This is a genomic window from Archangium primigenium (assembly GCF_016904885.1).
Taxonomy (GTDB): domain Bacteria; phylum Myxococcota; class Myxococcia; order Myxococcales; family Myxococcaceae; genus Cystobacter; species Cystobacter primigenius.
On record NZ_JADWYI010000001.1, the window covers coordinates 3,589,848 to 3,602,289 of the forward strand.

The window sequence follows — 12,442 nt, forward strand, 5'->3', positions numbered from 1 at the left end:
GTGGGGTCGGTAGCACCGGAGCGCGCGCGTTGGCGGGGAGACCGGCTGGCCGCGGTCCTGGCGGCGGTGCTCCTCGGCGCGAGCGTGCCGGGTTGTAGCGAGGACCCGCCCGTCGACAACGGGCCGCCCGAGAAGCCGACCCCGCCGGCCCCCGTGACGCCCGTGCGGGAGGAGGGCCGGGCGATCGCGTTCTCCAAGTTCGGACTCGTGGTGGTGGGCTCCACCGATGTGAACCTCGCGACGTCGGGAGTGGACGTGCTCGTGCGCCGCTACACGCCCGCGGGCGCGGTGGACAACACGTTCGGCGAGGCGGGCTCGGTGGTCCTCGACTTCGGCGGGCCGGCGAAGGGACCCCTGTCCGGCGAGCGCGAGCAGAACGATCAGGCGGACACCGTGACGATCCTCTCGGATGACCGCATCCTCGTGGCCGGCTTCGCGCGGGCGGGGGATGGCGGGGATGCGCGCGACATCTCGCTCGTGCGCCTGCTGCCCAACGGCCAGCTGGACACCAGCTTCAACAACTCGGGCCGGCTGCGCGTGCACTTCGGCGAGACGGACTCCACGGACTTCCGAGGCACGGCGCACAGCCTGCTGCCGCTCGCGGACGGGCGCTTCTACGTGGGCGGCTTCCTGTCGAAGTCCGGCAGCATCCCGGACGATGACTTCGTGCTGCTGCGCTACAAGGAGGATGGCACGCTCGACACGTCCTTCACCTCGAGTGGCAGCCCCAAGGGCAGCTGGGTGGGCGGGGCCTACACCGACATGGAGTCCGTGCAGGGCATGGTGCTCCAGGGCACGAGCGTGGTGCTGGCGGGAGGCGACGACTTCTCGGCGGTGCGCATCCTGGCGAGCGGGGCCCAGGACCTGTCCTTCGGCTCGTCCGGACGGGCGCGCAATGTCGGGGGCCGGGCCCATGCCGTGGCCGTGCGTCCCGGGGGCGGCCTGCTCCTGGCCGGCGAGCGCCAGGACGTGAAGGTGGGTGGGAAGGAGCACGGCGTGCTCAGGCTCGTCGCCTACACGGCGGACGGAAAGCCGGACAACGGTTTTGGTACCTCGGGGGTGGTGGAGCTCACCGCGCCCGCGGACGCGCTCGATGTCATCGACGTGAGCGGCCTGCATGTGCTGCCGGATGGCCGCTTCCTCGTCTACGCGGACGTGCGCGCCGAGCCCGTCCTCCTGCGCTTCCTGGCCAACGGCGCGCTGGACACGTCGTTCGGCACCGGAGGACTCATGCGCTGGCCGAAGACCCGGCTCGTGTTGCCCCTGTTCATCCGGCCCACCACGGGTCCCAAGCTCGCCGTCGGGGGCAATCGGATCTTCGTCATCGAGACCAATGCCTATACGGATGCCATCATCCCCGATGGCACGCGCCGCGTGTTCCTGGAGAGCACGGACCTCTAGGGGATGCCCGCGGGCGGTGGGGACAGGGTGATGCGCTGCCGGTCCAGGGCCTGGGCGAACGCGTCCGTGCGCTCGCCCGCCACGCAGACCGACAGGTTCTCCAGCACCCCACAGCGCGCGCCGGCCCGGAGGAAGCCCTCGAGCCGATCCGGCATCACCACGTACACCGTGCGCGCCTCCACGCCGCCAGGACGCATGGAGGCGCGGCAGTCCTCGGCGATCACCGGGGGCGTGCGCGAGGCATAGCCGGAGTTGAAGGTGAGCCCCTCGCGGTACGCCAGGTACACCAGCGCGCTCACCAGCGGCTCGTCGTAGTGGCACACCCACTGGGCCTGCGTGGGAAAGAGCGAGAGGTGCTGGTAGGTGCCCCGCAGGGCCGCCCACTCGGGAGCGCTCAGCCGTTGGAAGTGCGTGGGCTGGCGCAGGGCACTGCGCTCGACGCGCAACTCCCCGGCCTGCAGCACCACCGCGAGGCCCAGGGCCACCCCGGCCACGGCGGGGCGCTCGCGCCAGAGCCGGACGACGAGCACCACCGCGCCAGCGAGCAGCAGGTAGTACAGCGGCCAGATGAAGCGCCCGGAGGAGCGGAAGGCCGCCGTGTACTGCTGGACCGGCGCGGAGAGCGCGCTCAAGTCCACCAGGAGCCGTCCCCGCCAGGTGATGTGGTCGGACAGCGCGTACACGGCCATGACCCCGACGACGCCCAGGGCGGGCCCACCCCTGCGCCACGGCAGCCGCCGCGCCGTGTCCCCGTGCGCGACGAGGCTCAACCCCGCCACGGACAGCAGCCACAGGCCTCCCGCGCCGAGGTACCCGAAGCCCTCCCACTGCCGGGGCCGCACTGGCTGCTCCTGGAGCCACTGGGACCAGCCCATGGGGTTGACCAGCGTCGTGAGGTCCGAGGAGAACTGACCATAGCCCTCGGCCCCGAGCCCCGTGCCCACGAAGTAGCCGAAGAGGGCGAAGCAGAGCAGATCCAACCCGAGCACGACGCCCATCGCCGCGGCCAGGCGACCCCAGCCGAGGGCGTGCGCCAGGCCCAGCCGCACCGCCAGGGCGAGGGTGAGGGGCAACAGCATCGCCACCCAATACGGGTGGGTGCCCGCACTCAGGACGTTGAGCAAGGCGGCGAGCGCCAGGGCACGCCAGGCGGCCCGGGGGTCCGGATACGCCCGCAGGTGCAGCCACAGCATCGCCACGAGCAACCAGTGGGCGCACAGGGTCGGGTGCACGAAGCGCACGACGATGACGGGCGAGAGCGCCAGCAGCACGCCGCCGAGCACCTGGAGCACGGCCCGCGAGGACACGATCGCCACCACCCGCGCCCCGAAGTAGCCCATCCCCAGGAAGCACAGCGCGAACCACACGCCGGTGTACTGGAAGTCCACGGGGAGCCAGGAGGAGAACGGCTTGAGCAGCACGGCCGCCCACGGGTTGCCATCCGTGAGCGCCACCGACGTCCCATACGGGTAGAACTGGTTGGGCGTGGCCCCCAGGGGCAGTCCCCAGGGCGCGTTGCGGAAGAAGAGCCAGCCGGAGACGTTGCCGGCCCAGTCCTCGCGCATCATCCAGTCCAGGTGCGTGGGGGGCAGCACCGCCCCGCCGCCGAGCCACAGGAACCACCCGAAGCCGCCGAGCGCGGCGAGCCAGGGCGCCAGCCGCTGGGCCAGGCCCGACACGGGAGGAGATGCGGAGAGGGGGGCGTTCGACATGCGGCCCGGGAGTATCCCCCGCCGTCCGCGTGGCGGACAGGTCCGTCTTCCTTCGCTGGACGGGCCCCATCCGTCCTGGGAGCATCCCGCGGTGCTCATCATCTTCGACTGTGACGGCGTGTTGATCGACTCGGAGGTCCTGGCGGCGGACGTGCACGCCGAGCTGCTCAGCGGCTTGGGCCTGCCCATCACCCGGCACGAGGTCATCTCGCGCTACACCGGGCTCACCGACGAGGAGCTCATGCGCCGGGTGGCCGAGCAGCTCGGGCATCCTCTTCCCGCGGACTACAAGCAGCGCTCACTCGTGGAGATCGACCGCCGCCTGGAGACGGTCAAGCCCATCGACGGGGTATACCCGCTGCTCGCTCGGCTCACTGGCCCGCGCTGTGTCTGCTCGAACTCGAGCATCCGTCGGCTGAAGATCAGCATGGGGGCCACGGGCCTCTGGGAGCGCTTCGCGCCGCACATCTTCTCCGCGCCCGAGGTGGGCCGCTCCAAGCCCGCGCCGGACGTGTACCTGCACGCCGCGCGCGTCTTCGGCGTTTCCCCCCAGGACACCGTCGTCATCGAGGACTCCGAGCACGGCGTGGCGGGCGCGGTCGCCGCCGGCATGCGGGTCATCGGCTTCACCGGGGGCGGGCACTCGTGGCCCGGCCACACGGACACCTTGAAGGAGGCCGGGGCCGCCGTGGTCGTGTCCCGCCTGGCCGACGTGGATCCCGCCGCGCTCCTCCGGGGTTGAGACCCATCGCGTCATGCGGCCCGGGCCACTTGCCCGACTTGCCCCCTCGCGCGCTTTACCGGTAGTTCCATGCATACGGGGATGTCTCGACATTCCCACCATGGACACGAGGGGAGGACGCGATGCGGATCAAGTCGGGGTGGGTGGTACTCGGCGCTTCACTGGCGCTGGCGTGCGGCGCGAACGAGCAGCCAGGGCCCGAGGTCTCCACCGAGGCGGTGCAGGGGCCTCGCTCGGAGGAGGCTGCGCGGGAGGACGCGTCGCTCGATGTGCTCTTCCGGGAGGCGGGAAGCGAGTTCAACGTGCCGCCCGCGCTGCTCAAGGGCCTCGCCTTCGTCCAGACGCGCTACGAGATGGTGCAAGGCGCCCAGGAGTTCGAGGGCCGTCCGGCGCTCTTTGGCGTGATGGCGCTCGGAGGACCGCTGCTCGAGGAGGGCGCGCGGCTGGCCGACGTCTCCGTGGCCGAGGCCCAGGGCGACGCGCGCGCCAACATCCGCGCGGCGGCGGCGCTGCTGTCGCACCACGCGGACGCGCTCCGGGTGGACCGCTCGCACGCGAGCCAGTGGGCCCCCGCGCTGGAAGCCGTGTCGGGCATCGCGGACGCGGCGGGCCGGCGCGCCTTCGTGCAGGACGAGCTCTTCCGCTCGCTGCGCCTGGGCCTGGGCACGCTCTCCCGGGAGTGGGACGCGACCGGACAGAGCCTGGCCGCGGAGCCGGACACGGGCGGCCGGGTGCGGACGTTCGCCGCCGGTCCGGACTACCCGGCCTCCGTGTGGCGCGCGTCGCCCAACTACAACGCCCGGCCCATCGGCGTGCGCATGGTCATCATCCACACCTGTGAGAGCAGCTACGCGGGGTGCTGGAGCTGGCTCACCAACCCCAGCTCCGAGGTGAGCGCGCACTACGTCGTCCGCGAGGACGGTGGGGAGATCAGCCAGCTGGTGCGCGAGAGCAGCCGGGGCTGGCACATCGGCGCCACCTACCAGTGCTCCAACAATGGCAATCAGGAGTGTGGCCTCAACGGCCGGAGCGCGAACGACTTCACCATCGGCATCGAGCACGGCGGCTACGCCTCGACGAAGAACTGGCCGGTGGGGCAGATCGACGCCTCGGCCCGGCTGCTGTGCGACATCACGCGCGACCACAAGATTCCCCGCGATCGCTACCACATCGTGGGCCATGGCCAGCTGCAGCCCTACAACCGCACGGACCCGGGCGCCAACTGGCCCTGGACGGACTACCTCAACCGGGCCAACGCGCACTGCGGCGCGGGCTGCTCCGTGGGCGGCGCCATCCTCACGCGCTACAACCAACTCGGCGGCGCCGGGGGCGTGCTCGGTGGCTGCATGACGAGCGAGCTGACGACGCCGGACGGGGTGGGCCGCTTCAACCACTTCCAGAACGGCAGCATCTACTGGACGCCGGACACGGGCGCCTGGGAGGTGTACGGCAACATCCGCAACCGCTGGGAGGCGCTGGACTGGGAGAAGGGCGTGCTCGGCTACCCCATCAGCGGCGAGAAGCCGACGCCGGACGGGGTGGGCCGCTTCAACCACTTCCAGAAGGGCAGCATCTACTGGACCCAGGCCACGGGCGCCTGGGAGGTGCACGGCCTCATCCGCGCCAAGTGGGAGGCGCTGGGCTGGGAGACGAGCGCGCTGGGCTACCCCATCACCGGCGAGCAGAAGACGCCGGACGGAGTGGGCCGCTACAACCACTTCAAGAAGGGCGCCATCGAGGGCAGCATCTACTGGACGCCCACCACGGGAGCCTGGGAGGTGCACGGCCGCATCCGCGAGAAGTGGGCCGCGCTGGGCTGGGAGAAGAGCACCCTGGGCTACCCGGTGTCCGACGAGTACGCCGTCACCGGGGGCCGCGAGAGTGAGTTCCAGAAGGGCTTCCTCACGTACACCGCGGCCACCGACACCGTCACCGTGCGCATGAAGTAGCGCGCGGTGGCTCAGGGCGCTGGCGTGGACTCCGCGAGGATCCACGCCGCGTGGGCCTCCTGGAGGACCTTCTCCTCGCCCAGCAGCGACACCACGAGGTGCTCGGCGCAGGACTGGAAGTCACGCTGGAGCGTCTCGGGGGTGATGGCGGCCAGGTGCTGGGCGTAGTTCTCCAGCTCGCCCAGGGCCCAGCCGTGCCCCCGCAGGCGGGCCACCGCCGAGGCCAGGGCGGAGGAGGTGCCCATGGCGAGGGCGTACTCCTGGTTCACCCGGCGGCGCGCGGCCTCGAGCTCCACGGGCTTCCACTCGCCCCGCGACAGCTCACCCAACGTCTGGCGCACGGCCAGCAGGGCGGGCACCACCTGGGCGTTCTCCACGGAGCCCTGGACCTCCAGATGGGCGGCGCCGCCCTCGTGGATGAGGCCGCGCCCGTGCATGCCGTAGCTGGCGCCCAGCGCGGCGCGCACCCGCTGGTAGAGACGCTTGCCCACCAGGTCCGCCATCACGTCGTAGCGGGCCTCGGCCGCGGGGTCCGCGGACGGCAGCGGACAGCCCCAGAAGATGGACGCCTGGGTCGCGCCCGGGCTGTGGGTCCGCACGAACTGGACGCGCCGCGCCGGGCCCGCCTCGGACGGGGGCACCTGGAGGGGCGCCCCCGCCTTGCCCTTCCAGTCCGACAGCCACGTGCGCACCTGCTTCTCCGTCGCGTCCAGGTCCAGCTCCCCCACGATGACCACCACCGCGTTGGCGGGCCGGTAGGTGCGCGCGATCCAGTCGTCGATGTCCCCCTTGTCCAGCTTGCGCAGGTCGGCCGCGAGCGCGGTCCGGCCATACGGGTGCTGGGGATGCAGCGCGGCCCGGAAGGCACGCGTGGCCCGGGACTCGGCGCTCGCCTCGAACTTCTCGAGGTAGGGCAGGAAGAGATCCTGGAAGCTCACGACATAGTCATTCTCGGTCTCCATCCACGAGAGCTGCTCGGCCGTCATGGCGAGCATGTTGGGCAGATTGCCCGCGGCCCCCGAGAAGCCGAAGGTGGTGTGATCGGTGTCCACCGTGGAGCGCGAGTGCAGGCCGAAGTCGGACGCGTGGCCCTGGAGGAAGGAGTCGGGGGAGACGAGGGCATCACCCAGCAGGCCCACACCGAGGGGCTCGCTCGTCGCGGTGCCTCCATGCATCCGCACGTGCACGGTGGCCAGGGGCAGGCCGGGCGTGGACCCGATCACCACCTCCAACCCATTGTCCAACCGCGCGGTCCGGAAGGCGGACACGGAGGGCATGGGCGTGAGCGGCGCCTGTCCGCGCACGTCCTCGTCGACGGACAGCGGGGCCACGGGTCCGGTCGCGTTCGCGGTCGCGGCGGCGCCCTTGAGGGGCCGCACCCGGACCACGCGGGCGCGCTCGCGCCGCAGGTAGTCGTAGGCGAAGCGGGAGATGCGGGTGGAGTCCACCTTGGCCGTGGCGGCCAGCGAGCGGGAGAAGGCCCGCGCATCCAGCGAGAAGTGCGTCCGCTCCGCGCGGCTCACGGCGCGTGACATGACGTCCTCGGCCTGGAGCGCCAGACCCGTGAGCACGAACATCCGGTAGTCGAGCCCGTTGCGGGACGCGATCTGCCCGTCCCACAGGTTCTGCAACTGGTTGAGGACGCGCTCCGTGGACTTCTCCGGATGCTCGCCGCTGTTGAGGATCACCCGCACCACGAAGAGCGAGGCGTGCCGTCCGGGAATGACATAGGAGGCCAGTCCCGCGATGTCGCCATCCTCCCGGATCGCCCGCGAGAGCACGGAGGGCGCGACGCCCTCGAGGAAGTCGTGCATGTAGCTCGCGTCGTCGTAGCCCCGGGGCAGCGTCCAGCCCAGGTACAGCTCGGGCGAGGGCACGGCGGCCTCGAGCTCCACGATCTCCGTGCTCGGATTGAGGGGCACGGCGGGCGGCTCGTCCGGCAGCCGCTTGTCGGGGGTGATGTCCAGGAGGCCCTCGCCGAGCAGCCGCGCGGGGACGTGCTGGGCGATGAGCTGGTCGATGGTGGTGGGGTCCACGTCCCCCACGATCACCATCGTCGTGTTCTCGGGCCGGTAGTGGGCGCGCGTGAAGGCCTGGGCATCCGCGAGGGTGAGCGCCGTGAGGCTCGCGTGGGTGCCCACGATGGGCCGGGAGTAGGGGTGCTCTCCGGGGAAGGACGCGTGCTGGATGGCCGAGAAAACCTGCCCGATGAAGCGGGTCTCGTTGCGCTCGCGCAATTCGTTGCGCACCACCTCGCGCTCCACCGCGAAGGTCTCCGGGCTGACGCCCTGGAGCGGCTGGCTCAAGCGCTCCCCCTCCAGGCGCAGCAGATCTCCGAGCGACTCGCGGGGAGCCACCTCGTGGTAGACCGTGGTGTCGAACGACGTATAGGCATTGAGCCGTCCCGCGCCGGCGGCCTCCAACTGGCCCCAGCGACTGGGCCGCTGCTCGGCATGGGCGCGGAAGGTGAGGTGCTCCACCAGGTGCGCCAGGCCCTCCTTGCCCTTGGGATCCCCCGCGCCGCCGCTGCCCACCAGGGTCACGATCGCGACCACGGGCCTGCGGCTGTCCTGCTCCACGAGGATGCGCAGGCCCGACGCGTAGCGCAGATCCCTCACGGGGAATTGCACGTCCCGCATGGCGAGCTGCCCCCGGGGCGGCAGCGAGGCACAGGCGGTCAACAACAGACACAACGGTACGGCGAGACGCATGCGAGAGGCCCTCGGGGTTTGGCTGGCCTCATACCACGGGTGAAAGCCTGACGGACCCATGTCCCGTGCCACAGTGTGTTTCCTCAGGCTCATCGTGGGCTCGGCGAATGCCGAGCCGAGTCACCGCACCCAGCCCACGTACTCGGGAAAAGCCCCCGAGGAGCTCCATTGACGAGGCGGGGTGAGCGGGACTGCACGGCGCCGAAGCGCGTCGAGGGACAGCTCACTCTCGAGGTCTTCGCGGGACACGAGGTAGAGCGCCTCGAGCGGTACTTGCCCACAAATGAAGATCACGGAAGACTCGCCCGTGAGGAGGCCGACGAGGACGTACCTGTCATCGGGACTGACGGCCACGACGTTCAACCCGCTGGCCTCGTCCCGCACTCGATGGAGCAGGCCCGTTTCGGCGTCTAGCCGGAACAAAATCCGCTGCCGAGGATGGGCGCCGTCGCACTCGCCAGGAGGCCACGCGCCGGGGCTGGCACTGACGAGCGCGGTGGGGGAGTGGTGCAGCCAGGCCAGGCGCGCCTCATACCTGGCGGGCAGTTCCAGGGGAATCTCCCGGGTGGGCTCGGGGGATTCCAACCGCTGGAGCGAGGGAGGCGCTTGGGAGCGCGGCCTCGAGGGGATGAAGACGAGCGTCCCACGAGGAGAGAGCGAGGGCGCCAGGGCGCGCTGCTGCCACGACGTCCCATCACCTGGTCGGAACACGATGAAGCGGCCCTCCGGAATGGGGTAGGTGATACCGCTATCCACCTCGGGCAGTGGGGTGCACGCCCCATAGAGCGAGACCTCTCCACGTGCCACGGCCCAGCCCAGCAACGTGACATGACTCAGGGGTTGCGCCTCGGACAGAGGCGTCACGCGGCCAGACTCCACGTCAACGGACTGGAGGGTCACGTGGGGGCAACTCCACCCGTCGTCCTTCGTGGAGGGCGCCTTGAGGACATAGACAAGGTTACGTCCGTCATCGGACCAGATGAAGCTGCCTGCCCGGACCTTGCCCTCGGGCAGGGGCTGCTGCCGCAGGTCCACCACCTTGCGGCGAGCCGTCCCGTCGGCGTTGACGACGAACAGGGCCGTCCATCCCCCCACCGGGCCGCGTGACGTGGAGGGAGAGGACGCGTCCTCCACCTCGAACTCGGCATAAGCCACCCGCCGCCCCTCTGGCGAAATGGCCGCGCCCCCCCAGGGGCCCGGCATGAAGCCATTGCGTGGGAGCAGGACCACCCTTCCACTGGACGTCAGCGGGTGATGTGTCTTGCCGTCGAGCGACTGGATCCAGAGGTCGGTCGGCCCGTGCGGCAGCTTCCGAAAGTAGACCAGTCCACCGCTCGGAGGAGTGACGCGAGCCTCATCCGTCCGCGCACGGGGTCTTCCCGTGGCCTTCGCCGAGCAACCCGAGAGGACCGCCAGCAATAGGAGCATCACCCATCCACAGTGCCTTCGCATCGTATTCGACACGTACGCCACGGGTGCCTTCCGGTGAAGGGGGCCAGAGCGTAGCGCGGCCACCGACACCGTCCGCATGAAGTCGCGCGCGGGGCGACGGTCCTCCCCCGCACCTGCCTGGAGGGAGTACGCTCGCCGACATGACACACGACTTGAAAGCTGCCGCGGACCGCCTGCAATTGCCGCTCGTCATCCGGGTGGACGCGCGGGAATCGGAGGAGTTGCTCGCCAGCGCCCTCGGCGAACTCAACACGGACGAAGTGGGCATTCGCATCGTTCAGACCGGCGTCGGGAACATCTCCGAGTCCGACATCTCCCTGGCGGTAGCGTCCAGGGCCATGGTGCTGGGCTTGAATGTCTCCGCGAGCGGGGACGTGCAAGCGGCCGCGGAACGCGAAGGCGTCGACCTCCGCCTCTACCATCTCTTCGGCGATCTCGTGGAAGGGATGAAGGAGGCCCTGTCGGATCTGCGGCCTCCTCCGAAATGGGAGACGATCCTGGGCAGGGCGGAGGTCAAGCAGGTCTTCCAAATCCCGAAGATCGGCACCATGACGGGTTGCATTGTTGTCTCCGGGGTCATCCAACGCTCCGCGGATGTCCGCCTCATCCGGGACAGCGTCGTCACATGGACAGGCAAGCTGTCGGCGCTCCGGCGATACAAGGACGCCGTCCACGAGGTATCCACGGGGCTGGAATGCGGCATCGCCCTCGAGAACTATCACGACATCAAAGAGGACGACGTGATCGAATGCTTCCGCATCGATGAGGGCACGCGGCCGCTGTAAGCCGCTTCGCGCCCCTGAACAACCCCGGTCAGCTCACGCTCTCGGCGCTGTAGCGGGCGATGCGGCCCGAGCGCACGGGCTTCCTGGTAGACGCGGGTGAAGAACACGCACGCGAGCACCAGCGCCGCCACGGCCAGCCCCACGCCCCAGGCGAGCCCGCTCGCGGACAAGGGCCCCCCGGAGACGATCGTCCGCATGCTCTCGAAGACATACGAGGGAGGCATCAGGCGCGACACCCACTGCATCCACTCGGGCAGCACCGTGCGCGGGTAGAAGACACACGCGAAGGGGGCCACCATGGCGGGCACGGGCCAGATGAGCCACTCCGCCGCCGGCCCCAGCCGCAGCACCACCGCGCTGCCGAATACACCCAGCGCGATGCCGAACAGGAAGAGCGTCAGCACGAAGGGCAACAGCAACACGCCATAGGTGAAGATCGACAGGCCGAACACCGCCCCCGCCACCCCGATCATCACCGTGAGCCCCACGCTGCTCGTCACCAGGCTGGAGAGCACCAGTCCGGCGATGTACTCGGAGGTGCGCAGCGGGGTGGCGAAGAGGTTGAGGAAGTTGCGTGACCAGACGTCCTCGAAGAACGCCATGGTCACCCCCTGCATGGCGCGGGTGAGGAAGTTCCAGAGCAGCACCGCGCCCAGGAGCGACGTGGCGAAGTGGATGCCCGAGGCGGCGACGCTGTCGAGGTAGCGGGTGATGAAGCCCCAGAGCGTCACGTCGATGGCCACCCAGATGAACAGGGGCAGGATGCGCGCGGGGCTGCCGCGCAGCAGGTAGAACTGGCGCAGCAGGATGGAGGCGATGCGCGAGGGGTTCATGACCGCGCCTCCGCCTGCTCCAGCACGTCCGGCTCGCGCGCCACGGCGATGAACAGCTCCTCCAGGGTCGCCTTGCCGTACTGGGCGGGCAGGGCCCGCGGGTCTCCCTGCAGCACCAGCTTGCCGCGCGAGACGATGAGCACCCGGTCACACACCTCCTCGACCTCGTACATGTTGTGGGACGTCCACAGCACGCCGCCCTCGCCCTGGGAGGCGAAGTCGCGGATGCGCGCGCGGATGTCCCGCGCCGTGGCCGGGTCCAACGAGGCGGTGGGCTCGTCGAGCAGCAGCAGTCGGGGCTCGTTGAGCATGGCCTTGGCCAGCGTCAGCCGCGTCTGCTCGCCCGAGGACAGCACGCCGCTCTTCGTGTCGCCGAAGCGCACGAGGTCGAAGCGCACGAGCAGCTCCTCGATGCGCGCGGAGAGCCCCTTCACGCCGTAGAGCATCCCGAAGACGCGCAGGTTCTGCCGCACGGTGAGGTTGCCGGGCAGGGGCGCGTAGATGGCGGCGAAGTTGGTGTGCGCGAGCGCCTGGGTGCGCCGGCGCATCAGGTCCAGGCCCTCGATGAGGATGGTGCCCGCGCTGGGCTCGAGGATGCCGAGCACCATGTTGATGGTGGTCGTCTTGCCCGCGCCGTTGCCGCCGAGCAGCCCGACGATCTCCCGCCGACCCACCTCGAAGGACAGGCCATCCACGGCGGAGCGGTCCCCGTAGCGCTTGTGCAGCGACTGGACCGACAGGACAGGGGAGGGGGCGTCACCAGGTGCGGGCGTCTTCACGGAGCCGTGCTCTACGTGAGGCCCCCCGCGACTTCCACCCCTCCCCACCGGAGTGTCCGGTGGGGAGGGGCGGAGCGT

At 70.4% G+C, this 12,442-nt stretch carries 8 protein-coding genes and 1 pseudogene; 4 read left to right on the forward strand and 5 right to left on the reverse strand.

The window, feature by feature from the left end; translation table 11 throughout:
* Complete coding sequence (locus I3V78_RS14950; protein WP_338023582.1) at positions 1-1,401, forward strand: NHL repeat-containing protein; 1,401 nt, start codon at positions 1-3, stop codon at positions 1,399-1,401.
* On the opposite strand, the gene I3V78_RS14955 is transcribed toward I3V78_RS14950, so the two are convergent.
* Positions 1,398-3,113 carry a DUF6311 domain-containing protein gene (locus I3V78_RS14955; protein WP_204488437.1) on the reverse strand — a complete coding sequence of 572 codons (1,716 nt, stop codon included), beginning with the start codon at positions 3,111-3,113 and terminating at the stop codon, positions 1,398-1,400. The two genes, I3V78_RS14950 and I3V78_RS14955, sit on opposite strands and share 4 nt — an antisense overlap.
* A 91-nt stretch (positions 3,114-3,204) precedes the next feature.
* On the opposite strand from I3V78_RS14955, the gene I3V78_RS14960 reads away from it, so the two are divergent.
* On the forward strand, positions 3,205-3,855 hold the full coding sequence (locus I3V78_RS14960) for an HAD family hydrolase (RefSeq protein WP_338023583.1): 651 nt from the start codon (positions 3,205-3,207) through the stop codon (positions 3,853-3,855).
* A gap of 122 nt (positions 3,856-3,977) precedes the next feature.
* Positions 3,978-5,804, forward strand: a complete 1,827-nt coding sequence (locus I3V78_RS14965) for an N-acetylmuramoyl-L-alanine amidase (protein WP_204488441.1) — start codon at positions 3,978-3,980, stop codon at positions 5,802-5,804.
* 11 nt (positions 5,805-5,815) lie between these two features.
* Here the strand turns inward: I3V78_RS14965 and I3V78_RS14970 are convergent, their stop codons facing one another.
* Together I3V78_RS14970 and I3V78_RS14975 are read right to left on the reverse strand one after the other, a co-directional pair.
* Positions 5,816-8,515: a M16 family metallopeptidase gene (locus tag I3V78_RS14970; protein ID WP_204488443.1), complete on the reverse strand. Its 2,700-nt coding sequence runs from the start codon at positions 8,513-8,515 to the stop codon at positions 5,816-5,818.
* A 120-nt stretch (positions 8,516-8,635) separates the two neighbouring features.
* Complete coding sequence (locus tag I3V78_RS14975) at positions 8,636-9,670, reverse strand: hypothetical protein (protein ID WP_204488445.1); 1,035 nt, start codon at positions 9,668-9,670, stop codon at positions 8,636-8,638.
* A 437-nt stretch (positions 9,671-10,107) separates the two neighbouring features.
* Between I3V78_RS14975 and I3V78_RS14980 the strand changes: the two genes are divergently transcribed.
* On the forward strand, positions 10,108-10,752 hold the full coding sequence (locus I3V78_RS14980; RefSeq protein WP_204488447.1) for a translation initiation factor IF-2: 645 nt from the start codon (positions 10,108-10,110) through the stop codon (positions 10,750-10,752).
* 28 nt (positions 10,753-10,780) lie between these two features.
* Here the strand turns inward: I3V78_RS14980 and I3V78_RS14985 are convergent.
* Both I3V78_RS14985 and I3V78_RS14990 read right to left on the reverse strand, forming a co-directional pair.
* A pseudogene (locus tag I3V78_RS14985) lies at positions 10,781-11,585 on the reverse strand (ABC transporter permease).
* A complete protein-coding gene (locus I3V78_RS14990; RefSeq protein ID WP_204488449.1) occupies positions 11,582-12,364 on the reverse strand; it encodes an ATP-binding cassette domain-containing protein in 783 nt (260 codons plus the stop codon). Before I3V78_RS14990 ends, I3V78_RS14985 begins: the two are co-directional and overlap by 4 nt.
* Between the last annotated feature and the right edge of the window lie 78 nt (positions 12,365-12,442).

Coding starts and splice junctions, on each gene's coding strand:
- I3V78_RS14955 (WP_204488437.1), bottom strand. CDS start 3,113: ATGTCGAACGCCCCCCTCTCCGCATCTCCTCCCGTGTCGGGCCTGGCC.
- I3V78_RS14965 (WP_204488441.1), top strand. CDS start 3,978: ATGCGGATCAAGTCGGGGTGGGTGGTACTCGGCGCTTCACTGGCGCTG.
- I3V78_RS14970 (WP_204488443.1), bottom strand. CDS start 8,515: ATGCGTCTCGCCGTACCGTTGTGTCTGTTGTTGACCGCCTGTGCCTCG.
- I3V78_RS14980 (WP_204488447.1), top strand. CDS start 10,108: ATGACACACGACTTGAAAGCTGCCGCGGACCGCCTGCAATTGCCGCTC.